8 protein-coding genes are annotated in these 16,275 nt (G+C 70.8%); 5 read left to right on the forward strand and 3 right to left on the reverse strand.

Annotated features, from left to right (window positions below; all coding sequences use genetic code 11):
* Nucleotides 1–153 precede the first annotated feature (153 nt).
* The 3 genes from ACIPPS_RS13815 to ACIPPS_RS13825 all read right to left on the reverse strand — a co-directional run bounded on the left by ACIPPS_RS13815 (nucleotide 154) and on the right by ACIPPS_RS13825 (nucleotide 9,332).
* A complete protein-coding gene (locus ACIPPS_RS13815) occupies nucleotides 154–4,440 on the reverse strand; it encodes a discoidin domain-containing protein (protein ID WP_401430642.1) in 4,287 nt (1,428 codons plus the stop codon).
* Between the two features lie 111 nt (nucleotides 4,441–4,551).
* On the reverse strand, nucleotides 4,552–7,926 hold the full coding sequence (locus tag ACIPPS_RS13820; RefSeq protein WP_401430644.1) for a CARDB domain-containing protein: 3,375 nt from the start codon (nucleotides 7,924–7,926) through the stop codon (nucleotides 4,552–4,554).
* Nucleotides 7,927–8,321: 395 nt separating this feature from the next.
* A complete protein-coding gene (locus ACIPPS_RS13825) occupies nucleotides 8,322–9,332 on the reverse strand; it encodes a LacI family DNA-binding transcriptional regulator (RefSeq protein WP_401430646.1) in 1,011 nt (336 codons plus the stop codon).
* Between the two features lie 332 nt (nucleotides 9,333–9,664).
* Between ACIPPS_RS13825 and ACIPPS_RS13830 the strand changes: the two genes are divergently transcribed.
* From ACIPPS_RS13830 to ACIPPS_RS13850, 5 genes are all read left to right on the forward strand, one after another.
* Nucleotides 9,665–10,855 (forward strand): cytochrome P450, encoded by a 1,191-nt coding sequence (locus ACIPPS_RS13830; protein WP_401430648.1) that lies wholly within the window; start codon nucleotides 9,665–9,667, stop codon nucleotides 10,853–10,855.
* A 237-nt stretch (nucleotides 10,856–11,092) separates the two neighbouring features.
* Nucleotides 11,093–11,473, forward strand: coding sequence for a hypothetical protein (locus ACIPPS_RS13835; RefSeq protein ID WP_401430650.1), 381 nt, complete (start codon nucleotides 11,093–11,095; stop codon nucleotides 11,471–11,473).
* Nucleotides 11,474–11,603: 130 nt separating this feature from the next.
* A complete protein-coding gene (locus ACIPPS_RS13840; RefSeq protein ID WP_401430652.1) occupies nucleotides 11,604–13,265 on the forward strand; it encodes a peptidase M23 in 1,662 nt (553 codons plus the stop codon).
* Between the two features lie 307 nt (nucleotides 13,266–13,572).
* On the forward strand, nucleotides 13,573–14,562 hold the full coding sequence (locus tag ACIPPS_RS13845) for an alpha/beta hydrolase (protein WP_401430654.1): 990 nt from the start codon (nucleotides 13,573–13,575) through the stop codon (nucleotides 14,560–14,562).
* A gap of 64 nt (nucleotides 14,563–14,626) precedes the next feature.
* The gene (locus ACIPPS_RS13850; protein WP_401430656.1) at nucleotides 14,627–16,171 is read left to right on the forward strand and encodes a peptidoglycan DD-metalloendopeptidase family protein; all 1,545 of its coding nucleotides are present in this window, start codon (nucleotides 14,627–14,629) and stop codon (nucleotides 16,169–16,171) included.
* Nucleotides 16,172–16,275 lie beyond the last annotated feature (104 nt).

Consider the following 16,275-nt stretch of genomic DNA (forward strand, 5'->3'; position numbering starts at 1 on the left):
TTTCGTAATTGCCTGACAGGAAAAAGCAGGAGCCCGGAGAACCGGGCTCCTGCGGCGCTCTTCGGGCCCCACGCAGGCAAGGCCGGCGCAAGCAGCCGCAAGCCGCCTGCGCCGACCTCACCGGGCCTGCGCCCGTACTGTCGCCGGTTCCCGCTAGGGGTTGACGTTGATCTTGAAGGTGGACGTGGTGTTACGGATGTCCACCGCGTTGTTGCTCAGTTGCAGGCCGTTGAAGGTCACCTCCCCCACGGCCGGCCCCTGGCCGGACTCGGGCATCTCGTTGGCCCACAGACCGAAGCCCGACTTGGCCTCGTACGCGTCCCCGCTCTTGCGTGCGCCGGTGATGGAGATGTCGGTGAAGACGGTGTCCTTGATGGGGAACTGCGGCTGTCCGCCGACGTAGTTGGTCTGGAACATCACGCCGCTGTACGTCGGGTCGACGATGTCGACGTGGTTGACCCTGATCCCCTGGAAGACCTTGGAGGCGGAGAACACCCAGATGCCCGGGAAGGTCTGCGAGCCCCAGAAGTGCCCGCCGGCCCGGACGATCGAGATGTTCTCGAAGACCGTGGGATCGGTGCCGAAGCCGTTCATCGGGTAGCCGAAGTCCAGCGAGGAGATGGTGATGCCGGAGTAGACGAGCGTGTCCGCGATGTGGATGTTGCGGAAGGTGTTGTGGTAGCCGCCGTAGACGGCGACACCCGCGGCCCGCCAGGTCAGCGTCGACGTCAGGTTCTCGTAGACGTTGTTCTTCATGTCGGCGCCGCCCGCGTCGATCGCGGAGAAGAGCGCGAAGCTGTCGTCGCCCGTGGCCCGGGCGTCGTTGTTGGTCACCAGGTTGTCCGTCGACCCGTTGGTCATGTTGATGCCGTCGGCGAACATGTTCCGGATCCGCGCGTTCTTGATGGTGATCCGGTCGGTGTTGGCGCCCCAGTACAGGCACACCATGTGCTCGTTCCAGATGTCGTCGATCACGATGTCGGTGACGTTGGCGAAGTCGAAGACCTTGCCCGGGCCGTCGATCCGCGAGGTGTAGTTGCCGAAGTACGCGAAGCCCTTGAAGAGCGAGCCCTTCGCCGCCGCCTCGGCCCGGAAGCCGACGTCGGTGTTGTCCTGCGTGGCGGGCGCGTGGAACGTCGTGTACCAGGGTCCGGCGCCGACCACCTTCACGGCCTTGCCGTACACCTGGAACTTGCTGGACGTCTGGTAGTCGCCCGGCGGCAGGTAGACCCCGACGAGGGTGCCCGTGGTGTCCATCCGTACCTTGTCGAGCGCGTTCTGGACGTCCTGGTGGCCGAACCCGGCGGGGACGGTGTACGTCGCCGGGTCGGGGTTGGCGACCGGCGCGACCTGCTCCAGGTTGACGAAGTCGATCGCGTACGGCCGGCTGTTGGCGGCGTCCTTCTGCAGGCGGATCCGGCTGCCCGCCCGCACGGTCTCGCCGAGCATCATGTGCGCCTCGTCGTAAATGTGACGCGGGGCGCCCGCTCCCGGGGAGTTGCCGGGCGCGGTCTCGGCGCCGTACAGCCAGGCGTACTTCGAGGTCACCGGGAGCGCCTTCTTGAACACCCCGTCGACGTACACGTTGATCGTGGAGTCGATGCCGCCGCCGCCCGGGGCGTCGGGCAGCGAGACCCGGGCGACCAGGGTGTTGGTGTCGGCGCGGGTGGTGAACTCGACGTACTCGCCCGTCGCGTCCAGGTGCACGGCCCTGCGGCCCGAGGCCTCGCCCGCGATGTCACCGACGGTCCGGTTCGGGCCGACGACCTGCGCCCCTCCCCCGGCGGTGCCGTCCTCCGCCTCGTACATGTCGTACGGCATGTTGGCGCCGCGGCCGACGAAGAGCGGCTGCGTGGAGGTGTTGTTGGCGCGCTTGACCGGCAGTTCGTTGGCGTCGTCGGCGAGGACGACCTTCACGGTGTACGAGCCGTTGACGGCGGTCCAGGAACCGAGACTCACCTCGGCCGTGGCTCCGGCCGCGAGAGCGCCGTTGTGCGCGCCGGTCAGGGTCTTGACCGTGGCGCCCGTGGAGTCGGTCAGGGTGAGCGTGACGGCGTGGCCGCCGGACGCGCTCGCGACGCTGCCCTGGTTCTTCACGGCCACCTTGAAGGTGACGGCGTCACCGGCCGCGGGGCTGGACGGCGAGGTCGTCACGGAGGACGCGACCAGGTCGGAGCTGGAGACCGGCCGGACCACCAGGGCGGTGGGGCTGGTGAAGGTGTTGTTGGACTCGTTCTGCTCGATGATCGCGTTCGCCTCGTCGACGACCGCGCTCAGCTGGTACGACCCGGCGTCCCGGGCGCCGATGGAGGCGCTGACCGTGGTCTGCGCGCCGGCGGCCAGGGCGCCGACCTGCGCGGTGGCGACCTTGCTGCCGCCCAGGCGCAGCGCGACCGCGCCGGCCGGTGCGGCGGCCGGGCCGCTGTTGCGGACGGTCGCGCTCACCGTGATCGGGTCCGACTCGACCGGGGAGGCGGGCGAGGCGGTGAGAGCGGTGACCTCCAGGTCCGGGTTGGGCGCCGGGACGCCGATGACCTGGAACTCGGCGAGCTGGCCCGCGGAGGAGCCGGAGTTGGCGGTGAACTTCAGCTGGACGTCGGCGGCCCGGGCGGAGACCGGGATCGTGACGGTGTTGCCGCTCGACGGGTTGAAGGTGTAGCTCTTCGCCGCGACGAGGCCGCCGAAGCCGGACGCGCTCTGCTCGCGGCCGAGGACCTCGATCGTCTGGCTGCGGGTGGCCCAGGCCGCGTCGGGGTTGAGCTTGAGGACGAGCCGGTCGAGGTCGGCGTTGGAGCCGAGCTTCACGGTGAGGGTCTGCGGGTAGCTGCCGCCCGCGCCCTCCCAGTACGTCGCGACGTTGTTGTCGTTGGCGTTGGCCGCGGCGTAGGTGTGCACCATGGAGGAGGCGGCGATCTCCTTGCCGACCGCGAGGTCGGAGCCCGTGCCGCCGGCGCCGTCGCGGGTCACGGCGTTGCTGTTCGCCGACTGGTTGCCCGCCGCGTCCTTGGCGCGCACGTGGTACGTGACGGTGGCCGAGGCGGGCTGGGTGTCGGTGTACGTGGTGACGTTGCCGGCCACGCTGCCCCGGAGGGTGTTGTTGGCGTAGACGTCGTAGCCGCTGACGCCGACGTTGTCCGAGGAGGCGTTCCAGGTCAGCCTGATCTGACCGGCGGCGGGCTCGGTCAGCGCCAGGTTCGCCGGCGCGGTCGGTGCCTGGGTGTCCCCGGTGTCCCCGGTGCGCGTCACGCTGTTGCTGTCGGCGGACTGGTTGCCCGCCGCGTCCTTGGCGCGCACGCGGTAGGTGACGGTCTGGTTCGCCGGTCGGGTGTCGGTGAAGGTGGTGACGCCCCCGCCGACGCTGGTCAGCAGGGAGCCGTTGGCGTAGATGTCGTAGCCGGTCACACCGACGTTGTCGGTGGCGGCGTTCCAGGTGAGCCTGATCTGGTCGGTCGCGGGCTGGGTGAGGGCGAGGCCGGCGGGAGCGGAGGGCGCCTGGGTGTCGCCGGTCTGCGGGCCGTAGACCTCCAGCTCGGAGAGTTGCCCGGCGGTCTGGACGCTGTTCGCGGTGACCAGGACGCGGACGTACCGGGTGGTGGTCGCGTCGAAGGCGATCGTCGCGGAGTGGCCGCCCGCGGCGTCGAAGGCGTACGCCTGGGAGGCGGTCAGGTCGGTGAAGGCGGTGCCGTCGGTGCTGCCCTGGATCTTCAGGGTCTGGCTGCGGTTCTCCCAGGTGGAGGGCAGGCGCAGGACGACCCGGTCGACGCGGACGGCGGAGCCGAGGTCGGCCTGGATCCACTGCGGGAGGGCGCTGTTGGTGCTCTCCCAGTAGGTGGCCCGGTTGCCGTCGTTGGCGTTGCCCGCCGCGTACACCTGGGTGTGGCTGCTCGCGGTCAGGGGGCGTCCGCTCGCGAGGTTGGCGGAGGAGGCGTCGGCGGCGTGCACCTCCAGCTCGGAGAGCTGGGCGGCCTGCCAGCCGGTGTTGGCGGTGATGTGGACGCGGACGAACCGGGCCTGGGTGGCGGGGAAGCTCACGGTGACGGTGTTGGCCGCGCCGGGGCTGAAGGTGTAGGTCGCGGAGTTCTTGAGGGTGGCGAAGCTCGTGCCGTCGGCGCTGCCCTGGACGGAGAGCGTCTGGTTACGGCTCTCCCAGCCGGCGGGCAGCTTCAGGACCACCTCGTCCACCCGGGTCGTGGTGCCGAGGTCGGCCTGGACCCACTGGGGCAGGCTGCTGCCGGCGCTCTGCCAGTACGAGCCCTGGTTGCCGTCGGTGATGTTTCCGGCGCCGTACTCGGCCACGGCGCTGCTGGCCGCCGCCGCGTCGCCGAGGGCGATGTTGGGGCCGCCGGCGGCTTCGGCGGTCATCAGCGGACCGCCCAGTGCCAGGAGGCTGGTCGCGACCACGGCGCTCAGGAACCGTGGTCTCCAGTCGGAGATGCTCATCTGTTCTCTCAGTCCTCGATCTCGGCCTCGCGCCCGACCGGCGGCGAGGCACGGCTCAGGGGCGGCGGCCCCGTCGGACCGGGGCCGCCGCACGGGGGTGGGTCGGAAGGGTCAGTTCCTGGTGACGACGAACTGCGAGCCGGGCTCGATGAGGACGTCGCCCTCGGCCGAGTTGGTGATGGTCACGTTCGTCAGCGTCGCGCTGCCGCGCGCCCCGCTCATCGCGAGGACGCCGGAGCCGTTGTTCGACTTGTCGATCCGGACGTTGCTGATCTTCACGTTCGGCATCTCGCCGCCACCCGTCTTGAACTGGATGCCGTCGTACGTCGAGTCGAGGATGTCGGTGTCCCGGATGGTGACGCCGGGGATGGGCTGGCCCTGCGCGAAGAGCGTGATGGCGCCGAACTCCTGGTCCTCGTTCCAGAACGCGCCGCCGGTGCGGTGCAGGGCGTTGTTGGCGATCAGGGTCTGCCCGGTGAAGGGCAGCGGGTCGTGGTCGGTCGCCAACATGATGCCCGGGTAGTTCATGGTGTCCGAGATGATGTTGTTCTCGATCGTGTTCCCGAAGCCGCCGTAGACGGCGATGCCGTTGGCGCGCCAGGGCAACTGGATGGTGTTGTTGCGGAAGTGGTTGTTGGATCCGATGTCCACCGAGGTGTCCTTGACGTACTTGCTGGCCCAGACGGCCAGCGCGTCGTCCCCGGTGTTGCGGAAGGACGAGTCGAAGACGGTCGAGTTGCGGGTGCCGTTGGCGAAGTTGATGCCGTCGGCGTAGGTGTTGCGGATCCGCATGCCGGTGAACTCCAGACCGTCACCGGGGCCCCAGAGCTCGGGGATGTTGGAGTAGTCGCGGCCGGCCCAGACGCCGACGTTGGCGTGCTCGATCCAGACGTTGTTGATCTTGGTGCCCTTGCCGAAGCGGCCGTTGAGGCCGACGCCGCCCTCGGCGTTGCCGTCACCGCCGCGGATCTGACCCGATCCGAAGATGGCGATGTCGGAGATCTGCGTGTTGTGGTCGATGTCGAAGCCGAAGTTGCCCTCGTGCGGGTGGTTGATGCCGCCCGCCTGGTGCGGCGGGGTCAGCGTGTACAGCTGCGAGTGCCACATGCCCGCGCCGCGGATGGTGACGTCCCGGATGCCGACCTGGTTGAACTGGCCCCGGTTGAGCGGATCGTCCGTGAGGATCTTCTGCTCCTGGCGCCACTGCCCGGCGGGGATCCAGACGCAGGGGATCTGGCCGTTCTGGTCGGCGGTCACCGCCCGCTGGAGGGCGTCGGTGTCGTCGATGCCGTCGTTGGGGACGGCGCCGTACTCGGTGATGGAGACGCAGCTCGCCGGCTTGGCGGCCGGCGGCGCCACCTGCTCCAGGTCGATCAGGTCGATGACGTAGAAGGAGGCCGAGTCGCCCGCGTCACGCTGGAGGCGGAACGTGGTGCCGACGGGGTACGTCTGCGTCAGCAGGGCGTGGGACTCGTCGAAGAGTCGTCGGGCGTCACCGCCGGGCCGGTTGGTGAGGCCCTCGGGGTCGTCGGTGGTGCCGTAGAGCCAGCTGTGCTTGGACGACAGGGTCAGCTTGCGGACGAAGGCGCCGTTCGCGTAGAGGCTGATCGTGGCCTCGGCCCCGCCGCCCGCGGCGGAGTCGGGGACGGAGTTGCGTACCACGATCGAGTTGGACGGGTTGGTCGAGGTGAACTCGACGTACTGACCTTGGGAGTTGAGGCGCACCGACTTGCGGCCGGAGGACTCGGTGGCGAAGTTGGTGTGGCCGAAGGTCCGCTTCTGGTCGGCGGTGAGCAGGGTGCCCTCGTAGCGGGCGTCCTCCGCCTCGTACTCGGTGTACGGCACGGCCGCGCCGCGTCCGACGACGAGGGAGCGGGTGAAGACGTTGTTGTTCTCGTCGGTCTCGGCGACGGTGCCGGTGGCGTCGGCGGTCGCGGTGAGCGTGGCGCCGCCGCTGGTGGCGGTCCAGGTGCCGGAGATCGCGACGGTGGCCGTCTGGCCGGCGGCGATCGCGCCCGCCGTGCCGTTCAGGGTGGTGGAGCCCGCCGTCAGCCGGGTGACCGTACCGGCCGGGGCCCCGGTGGTGCCGCGGTTGTTGACCGCGACGGTGAAGGTGACGGCGGAGCCGACGGCGGGGCTGGCGGGGTTGGTGGTGATCCCGGTGACCCGCAGGTCGGGGCCGGGGCTCTGGCCGACGACGAGCTTGGCGGCCGCCGTCCGGCTGTTGTTGCTGTTGTCCTGCTCGGCGACGGTGTCGGTCGGGTCGACGACGGCCGAGACGGTGTACGAGCCCATGGGTCGCTTGCCCACGGTGACCGGGACGGTCGCCGAGGCGCCCGCGCCGAGCGCGGGGACCGGGGCGGAGCCTGCCACGGCGCCCTCCAGGCTGACCTGGACGGTGGTGGCGGGTGCGGCGGCCGTACCGGCGTTGCGCACGGTGGTGTTGACCGTCACGGAGTCCGTCTCGGAGGGGGAGGACGGGGTCCAGGTCAGGTCGGTGACGGTGAGGTCGGGGTTGGGCGCGGCCGCGCCGACGACCTGGAACTCCGCGACCTGGCCGCCGGGGGCGCCGGTGTTGGAGAAGAAGGTCAGGCGCACGTCCGCGTACCGGCCGGTGACCGGGATCGTGACGGAGTTCTGCCCGGCGGACGGGCTGAAGGCGTAGTCGGCCCGCGCCTTGAGCGAGGTGAAGCCGGACGCGCCCTGCTCGCGTCCGAGGACCTCGATCGCCTGCGTCCTGGGGCCCCAGGCCTGGTCGGGGTTGAGCTTGACGACCACGCCGGACACGTCGGCGTCGGCACCGAGCTTCACCGTCAGGCTCGACGGGAAGCCGGCGGACTCCCAGTAGGTGGTGGTGCTGTCGTCGTTGGCGTTGGCGGCGACGTACGTCTGCGTGGTCGAGGTCGCCTCGATCGGCTTGTTGCGCGCCAGGTTGGTCCCCTGGGGCGGGTCGACCGGGCCCTGGCCGCCGTCGCCGTAGACCTCCAGTTCGGAGAGCTGGGCGGCGTTCCAGCCGGAGTTCGACGTCACCTGGATCCGCAGGTACCGGGTGGTGACGGAGGTCAGGCCGATCGTCACCGTGTTGGCCTGGGACGGACCGAACGCGCGGGGCTGGGCGGCCGCGAGGGTGGTGAAGGCGCTGCCGTCGGTGCTGCCGAGCACACCGAGGGTCTGCGAGCGGGCCTCCCAGGTGGTGGGGAGCTTCAGGACGACGCTGTCGACCCGGGTCGCGGCGCCGAGGTCGACCTGCACCCACTGGGGGAACGACCCGACCGGGCCCTCCCAGTAGGACTGCTGGCTGCCGTCGGTGACGTTGCCCGCCGGGTACGCGCCGTGGGCGGCGCCGGCCGTGGCCGTTCTGCCGAGCGCCAGATTGGGTCCGGCGGTGGCTGCCGCCTGTGCGGTGACCGGAAGGAGTCCGACGGCGACCAGTGCGGCTATCAGCATGCCGACCGTCAACCGCCAGCTCAGGATCTTGCCTCTCATATGGGCCTCTCCGCCTCTGCTGGGGGCCCGGCGACGCCCCGAAACAGTGCCTCTCGCCAGGAACCCAGCGGAACTCTGACAATGAATGACGGCGAGCTACAGACTTATTGAGCTTTTTCGTTAATCTTTTGCACCGTCGGGGTGTCAGGTTTCTATCAGGTCACCGCTTTGTCAACAGCCGTGACAGGACCTCGCGCGAGGGTGGAGCATCCGCGCAGGTCAGCGCCGAAGCCCTCGCGAGCCGGTGACGAGCCGGTGACGACAAACGGCTCCGGCGCCGGGGAGGCGGGGTGCCTCCCCGGCGCCGGAGCCGGAGAACGAGGGGTCGGGTGAGGCGGGTCAGGTGCTGCGGATCAGGTGCTGCGGATCAGGTGCTGCGGGTCAGGTGCTGCGGGTCAGCCGAGCGGCGGCGGCGCCGTCGACCCGCGTACGACGAGCTCGGGCTCGAAGAGCAGCTCGCCGGGGTCCGTCTGGGTGCCCTGGATCTGGGCGCTGAGCAGCTCGACCGCCGCACGCCCCATGGCCTCGATGGGCTGGCGGACGGTGGAGAGCGGGGGCTCCGTGCAGTTCATGAAGGCGGAGTCGTCGAAGCCGACGACCGACACCTGCGAGGGAACCGCGAGCCCCCTCCTGCGCGCGGCCCTTATGGCGCCGAGGGCGAGCGGGTCGCTGGCACAGACGATGCCGGTGACACCCCGCTCCAGGAGGCGGTTGGCGGCCGCCTGGCCGCCTTCGAGGGAGAAGATCGACCGGACGACGTGCTCCTCGGGCAGCTTCGTGCCCGCCGCCTCGGCCACCGCGCGGGCCGCTTCGAGCTTGCGCCGCGAGGGGACGTGGTCGCTCGGGCCGAGGACGAGGCCGATCCGCTCGTGCCCGAGCGAGGCGAGGTGGCGCCAGGCCTGCTCGACGGCGACGGCGTCGTCGCAGGAGACGCAGGGGAAGTTGAGCCCCTCGATGGACGCGTTGATGAGCACCACCGGGATGTTGCGTTCCGCCAGCTGGTGGTAGTGCTCGTGCGGGGCGTCCGCCTGCGCGAACAGGCCGCCGGCGAAGACCACTCCGGACACCTGCTGCTGGAGCAGCAGCTCCACGTAGTCGGCCTCGGAGACGCCGCCCTTGGTCTGCGTACAGAGCACGGGGGTCAGCCCCTGCTGCGCGAGCGCGCCGCCGATCACCTCCGCGAACGCGGGGAAGATGGGGTTCTGCAACTCCGGCAGGACGAGACCGACGAGACGCGCGCGCTCTCCGCGCAGCTGGGTGGGCCGCTCGTACCCGAGCACGTCCAGCGCGGTGAGGACGGACTGCCGCGTCGCCTCGGAGACACCGGGCTTGCCGTTGAGCACACGGCTGACCGTCGCCTCGCTGACTCCCACCTTCTTGGCCACTTGAGCAAGTCGTCGCGTCATGAACGCAAGACTATCGCAAGTTCCGCAAGAATGTTGCGCGGCTCCGTCGGAAGATCACCTGCGGGACCGGGTCGCCCCTCAGCGCGGCGATCGCCGACAGCACGTACGCCGAACGCGACGCGGGCGACCGGTCGGTGGCCGACCCCACTGCGCGAGCCGGTTGCCTTCACATCAGGCCAACGCAACGCACCATTGCATTCACTCCACCTGCCATTGCATCAATTAACCTACGGTGAGCAGGCATTATCCCGTAACGATGATTGACGAGATAATGAACGCAACGTAGCTTTCGTGGCGCGTCACCCCGGAACGTCACGAGAAGAGGAATGGCCATGAGCGAGTCCGTCCACACCGTCACGTCGCTGCCGACGGAGCGCCCGCGCGGCTGCCCCTTCGACCCGCCGGCCGAGCTGATCGACGCGCGTCGGCACAGCCCCATCAGCCGCTACACGCACCCCGGGGGGAAGCCCGGCTGGCTGATCACCGGGTACGACCTGGTCAGATCGGTGCTGGCCGACCGGCGGTTCAGCTCGCGCAAGGATCTGCTGAACGTGGTCGACTTCGAGCTCCCGCCGGCACCGCCCGGCGAGTTCCTGCTCATGGACGAGCCCGATCACAGCCGCTACCGGAAGCCGCTGGTGGGCAAGTTCACCGCCCGGCGGATGCGGCTGCTCACCGAGCGGATCGAGCAGATCACCACGGAATGCCTGGACGCCATGGAGAAGGCCGGCCCGACGGCCGACCTGGTGACGGCGTTCGCCAAGCCCATCCCCACCATCGTCATCTGTGAGCTGCTCGGAGTGCCGTACGAGGACCGGGCCTCCTTCCAGGAACAGATCGACAAGTTCATGGACGGCGAGACGGGCGACGAGGACCTGCTCGCGGCCTACACCGCGACGCAGGACTACCTCGCCCGGCTGGTGGTCGCCAAGCGCGCCCACCCCACCGACGACGTGCTCAGCGAACTCACCGACAGCGACCTGAGCGACGAGGAGTTGAAGGGGATCGCCCTGATCCTGCTGGCGGCGGGATTCGACACCACGGCGAACATGCTGAGCCTGGGAGCCTTCGCGCTGCTGCAGCACCCGGAGCAACTGGCCGCGCTGCGCGCCGACCCCACGCTCGTCGACAAGGCCGTGGAGGAGCTGCTGCGGTATCTGAGCGTCGCGAAGTCGTTCATGCGCACGGCGCTGGAGGATGTCGAGGTGGGCGGCGTGACCATCGAGGCCGGCACGACGGTGATCCTGTCGTACAACACCGCCAACCGCGACCCCGAGCGTTACGCCGACCCTCATGTGCTGGACATCCAGCGAGACTCCGGCGGGCACCTGGCCTTCGGCCACGGCGTCCACCTCTGTCTGGGCCAGCAGCTGGCCAGGGTCGAGATGCGGGTCGCGATCGCCGCCCTCGTCAAGCGCTTCCCCACCCTGCGTCTGGCGGTGGCACCCGAGGACGTCGCCCTGCGCCCGGAGACCGCCGACATCTACGGCGTGAAGAGCCTCCCGGTCACGTGGGAGGTGTGACGGGGGGCACGTGACGGGGGGCACGTGACGGGAACGCGCGTGGCGCGGAGCGGACGACGGGGGGCACGTGACGGGAACGCGCGTGGCGCGGAGCGGACGACGGGGGGCGCGTGGCGGGACGCGGGTGACCGCCCCGCGTCTGTCACTCCGGATCGTTCCGGATGCCGTGCCCCGCGCTCCCCCCACTACGTTGTCGACGGCCCGCCAGACCGACCCGTCCGGAGCCGGGGGACACCGATGCCGACGACCGCCGCCACGACCACCGCACGCCCTCCTGTCGCCGCGCTCGGGGACCAGGAGCGCGCGGTGCTCGTCGCGGTCGGATGCGGCCCGCGGGACGACGAGATCGCGGACGCCCTCGCCCTGACCGAGGCCGCCATGGCCCAGGACCTCGCGCGGGTCCTCGTCAAGCTCGGGCTGCGCGACCGGGCCGCCGCGATCGTGCACGCCTACGACTGCGGCCTGGTCCTCCCCGGACGAGGTCCCGCACGCGGGCGAGGCCCTCTGCCGCGACGGCCGACAGGCCGACGCGTCGACCGTCTTCGAGCGCGCCCGTCGCCGGCCGGCCGACGGCCTGGGGGGTGCCGCCGAGCCGGACGCTGCGGCGGACCCGCCTGATGATCCTGCGCGGGGACGAAGCCGGCCTCGCCCGGTGAGCGCTCTTCCGTCGCCGGTCCCCCGCCTTCCGCGTCTGCGGACCTCATCTCCGCGTCCGCACGGGCCTCACCTCACGACAGAAAGGCACACCATGGCAAGACATGGCTTATACCGCGTGCTCACGCGACTGGCGGTCGTCGCCGGTATCTGGGCGCTGGTCATGGGGATGACCGCCTCGGCCGGCGTCGCCCGGCAGGGGCCCGTTCCTGTGCCGGGCGACGAGCGGTACGGCGTCTCGCGGTACTTCGCCGGCCCCGAGGGAATGGCCATTCCGACCGTGCCGTGTGATCCGGCCGGTCCCTCGGCCACCGACGGCATCATGGCCACCCAGCTCAACCCGCAGCTGAACGCGAAGATGGCCGGCTATCTGGACGCGTACAAGATGTCCTGCGCGCGGATGGTCACGCAGGCGGTGAAGGACCGGGGGCTCAACCCGCGCGCCGCGGCGATCGCCATCGCCACGATCATCGTCGAGACCAGCATGAACAACTACTCCCAGGCCGTCGACCACACCAGCCTCGGGCTGTTCCAGCAGCAGGACTGGTGGGGCAGCCGGGAGCAGCGGCTGAACCCGACGTACGCCACCAACGCCTTCCTCGACGCGATGGAGCAGCAGTACCCGGGCGGCTCGTGGAACAACGTGGCGATCGGTGACGTGTGCTGGAACGTGCAGCGACCGCGCGAGGACCTGCGCCACCTGTACGGGATCGAGGCGGGTGACGCCACGCTCATCGCCCAGGCGCTGTGGTCCGCCGCGGCCGGCGGCCCCAAGCACCCGTACGCCTCGGGGCGGGTGGTGTCCGGGCGGTCCGCGGACGGGCGCCTGGAGGCCTTCGCCGCCGGTGCCGACGGCGTGTACCACGCGTGGCAGACCGAGGTGAACGGCACCTGGTCGCCGTGGCGGTTCGCGGGCGGTCCGCGCAACGCGCAGCTGGCGGTGGCGTCCAACGCGGACGGGCGGCTGGAGCTGTTCGCGCTCTCGGAGACGACGTTCGACCACATGTGGCAGACCGGGCCGAGCGCGGGGTGGTCGGCCTGGGAGAACTTCGGCACCGGCGGGTACCGGGTGGCGGCGGGCAACAACGCCGACGGCCGCATCGAGGTCTTCGCCTCCAACGCCAACGGCGTGTTCCACCGCTGGCAGACCGCGCCCAGCGGCGGCTGGGCCGGATGGGAGGGATCCGGGGGCGGCCCGGCCAACGCGCGTCTGGCCATGGAGACCGCACCGGACGGACGGCTGGAGGTCTTCGCCCTGTCGGACACCACGTTCGGGCATCTCTACCAGACCGGCGTCAACGGCGGCTGGTCCGCCTGGGAGGCGTTCGGTGAGGGCGGGCACGCGGTCGCGACCAGCTACAACCAGGACGGCAGGCTGGAGGTCTTCGCCTCCAACCGCGACGGCGTCTTCCACCGCTGGCAGACGAGTCCGACCTCGTGGTCGGAGTGGACGGGCACCGGTGGGATCTCCAACGCCGAGCTGGCCACCTCGCGGTCGGTCGACGGCCGGGTCGAGGTCTTCGCGATCAACTCCACCACCGCGAGCCACACCTGGCAGACCAGCCCGAACACGGCGTTCGCGGCGTGGGAGACCTTCGGTGGCGGTGGCACCGCGATCGGCGCGAGCAACAACGCCGACGGCCGCATCGAGGTCTTCGGCACCAGCCACGCCGGCGTCTACCACCGCTGGCAGACCGGCTTCGCCACCTGGTCGGAATGGGGCTGGCTGAACGGCTCCGGCCCCGCGATCAACTAGCCCCTCGGCGATTCCCGGCACGCGCCCTGCCCCGCACCGTGACGTTCCCGGTGCGGGGCAGTGCTTCTCCCGGACGCCGTCCGGGCGTTGACCCTCGGCGGCTGGGCGCGGGGCTGCGGTCGACAGAGGCGACGACGGCGACGACGGCGACGGCGACGGCGACGGCCATCCTCACCAGGGCGTGTTTCGCCCTAGCCCACCCCGCCCCGCCTGTCAGTCCGTAACCTTCCGGGGTCTCACGGCCGCCCCCCGTTGCTACCTTCCAGATGCCCGTTCGCACGGCCTGAGCGACGACCAGGAGGACACGTTGAGCGCGCAGCACCCCACCCGTAGGAACATCCTGAAGACCGCCGGAGGCCTGTCGGCCGCGCTGGCCCTCGGCAGCGCGGGCGTCCTCGCCTCCGCGTCCGCCGCGGCCGCCGTCGGTGACGGCTTCGGCCTGCGCATCGTGGAGCGCGGCGAGGCCGACGCCCGCATGTGGTACTACCGGTTCCAGACGAGCGCGATCGGCTGGAACCCGGCCGTCAACGTGCTCCTCCCCGACGACTACCACTGGAGCGGGCGCAGGTACCCCGTGGTCTACCTCCTCCACGGAGGCGGTACGGACCAGGACTTCATCACCTTCGACCGTGAGCGCATCCGGGAGTGGACGGCCGGCAAGCCGATCATCGTCGTGATGCCCGACGGAGGCCACGCCGGCTGGTACTCCAACCCGGTGAGCTCCAACGTCGGCCCGCGCAACTGGGAGACGTTCCACATCGACCAGCTGATCCCGTGGATCGACGCGAACTTCCGCACGTACGCGGAGTACGACGGCCGTGCCGTGTCCGGCTTCTCGATGGGCGGCTTCGGCGCGTTGAAGTACGCCGCCAAGTACTGGGGGCACTTCGCCTCGGTGAGCGCCCACTCCGGCCCGGCCAGCCTGCGCCGGGACAACGGCCTCGTGGTCCACTGGGCCAACGCCTCCTCCGGGGTCCTGGACCTGAACGGCGGCACGGTCTACGGCGCGCCGTTCTGGGACGAGGCCCGGGTGAGCGCGGACAACCCGGTGCAGCGGATCGAGAGTTACCGCAACAAGCGGGTCTTCCTGGTCGCCGGAACCAGCCCGGACCCGATCAACTGGTTCGACACCGCCAACGAGACCCAGGTGCTCGCGGGGCAGCGGGAGTTCCGCTCCCTCCTCGGCAACGCGGGCATCCCGCACGAGTGGCACGAGCTGCCCGGCGGCCACTTCGTCCGCCACGACATGCTCGTGCGCGACATCGACGGCATCATCGGCCGGTTGCGCAAGGCGTGACCGCGCTCCTCGCACCGTACGTCCGTCCCACTCACCCCGAGACCACCGAGGGGAGGAGCGTCTCGTGATTCCCGGACTCTCCCGACGCACCGTGACCTGTGTTCTCGCGGCGACCGCCGCCCTGCTGCTGCCTGCCCTGGTGCCCGCGACCCCGGTCGCGGCGAAGACCGCCGATCCGGCGACCGTCGCCGGGGCCGCCGCTGCCGGCGCGGCCTGTCCGGCCGCCGGGTTCGTCTCCCAGCACCACCACGGCGACCACAACGGCGTCGACATCGCCAACGACGTCGGGACGCCCATCTACGCCGTGGGCGACGGCGAGGTGACCATCTCCGGCTACGAGCCCGGCTACGGCCAGTGGATCCGGGTCCTGCACCCGGACGGGCGGATCTCCGAGTACGGGCACATGTCCCGGCGGGACGTCTCGGCCGGCGACCGTGTCGTGGCCGGCCAGCAGATCGCCCTGATGGGCTCCGAGGGGCAGTCCACCGGCCCGCACCTCCATCTGCGGATCTGGGGCGACCCGTCCGCCTCCTGGGGGATCGACCCCGAGGTCCACCTGGCGGAGCGCGGCGTGGTGCTGCCCTGCACCCCGGGCACCGGCCCCCGGCCCGAGCCGCTGGTGTACCCGGCGGAGTCGGGCCGGGTGGTCTCGGCGCGGTCGGCCGACGGCCGCCTCGAGGTGTTCGCGGCGGCGGCCGACGGCATCCACCACGCGTGGCAGCAGGAGGCGAACGGCAACTGGTCGGCGTGGGAGTCCCTCGGCGGTCCCGGCAACGCCGAGCTCGCCCTCGCGCCCAACGACGACGGCCGTCTGGAGCTGTTCGCCCTCAACGGGAACACCTTCGAGCACCGCTGGCAGCTGAGCCCGTCGGGCACCTGGTCGAACTGGGAGAACTTCGGCACCGGCGGACGCGACACCGCGGCCGGTGTCAACGCGGACGGTCGCATCGAGGTGTACGCCTCGGGTCCGAAGGGGCTCTTCCACCGGTACCAGCTCGCCCCGAACGGCGGCTGGTCGCCGTGGGAGCCCACCGGCGGCGGACCCGCCGACAGCCGCGTGGAGATGGAGAAGGCGCCCGACGGCCGCCTGGAGGTCTTCGCCCTCAACGGCACGACCTTCGAGCACCAGTACCAGACCGCACCCAACGGCGGCTGGTCGCCGTGGGAGAACTTCGGCACCGGCGGACGCGACCTGACCGTCGACCACAACGCCGACGGCCGTCTGGAGGTCTTCGCCTCGGGGCCCGAGGGTGTCTTCCACAAGTACCAGACCGGCCCCAGCAGTTGGTCGCGCTGGGAGGGCACCGGCGGCGGACCCGCCGACGCCCAGCTCACCAGCGAACGCACCGCCGACGGCCGGGTCGAGGTCTACGCGATGAACGGCACGACCGCCATGCACACCTGGCAGACGGCCGTGAACGCCCCCTTCAGCGAGTGGGCGACGTTCGGCACCGGCGGGACGGAGGTAACCGCCGCCACCAACGCCGACGGGCGCATCGAGATCTTCGGCACCAGTCACGCCGGCACCTTCCACAAATGGCAGACCGGATTCGCGACCTGGTCCCCGTGGACCTGGGTCAACGACTCCGCCGGGCCGCCCGTGGGCTGACCAGCCGTCGGTCGACCCGCTTGGTCCGACCCGCCAAAGGTCGCCCTTCCGCGGTCCGGCCGTCGGCGTCGGCCCGGTCGGCCACGCCACCCACCCGACCCACC

Origin of the sequence: Streptomyces sp. NPDC090127 (assembly GCF_044746945.1) — a bacterium.
Classification (GTDB): domain Bacteria; phylum Actinomycetota; class Actinomycetes; order Streptomycetales; family Streptomycetaceae; genus Streptomyces.

Excerpts from the sequence above, each read along its gene's own strand:
- ACIPPS_RS13815 (WP_401430642.1), bottom strand. The coding sequence starts at position 4,440 with ATGAGCATCTCCGACTGGAGACCACGGTTCCTGAGCGCCGTGGTCGCG.
- ACIPPS_RS13820 (WP_401430644.1), bottom strand. The coding sequence starts at position 7,926 with ATGAGAGGCAAGATCCTGAGCTGGCGGTTGACGGTCGGCATGCTGATA.
- ACIPPS_RS13825 (WP_401430646.1), bottom strand. The coding sequence starts at position 9,332 with ATGACGCGACGACTTGCTCAAGTGGCCAAGAAGGTGGGAGTCAGCGAG.
- ACIPPS_RS13830 (WP_401430648.1), top strand. The coding sequence starts at position 9,665 with ATGAGCGAGTCCGTCCACACCGTCACGTCGCTGCCGACGGAGCGCCCG.
- ACIPPS_RS13835 (WP_401430650.1), top strand. The coding sequence starts at position 11,093 with ATGCCGACGACCGCCGCCACGACCACCGCACGCCCTCCTGTCGCCGCG.
- ACIPPS_RS13840 (WP_401430652.1), top strand. The coding sequence starts at position 11,604 with ATGGCAAGACATGGCTTATACCGCGTGCTCACGCGACTGGCGGTCGTC.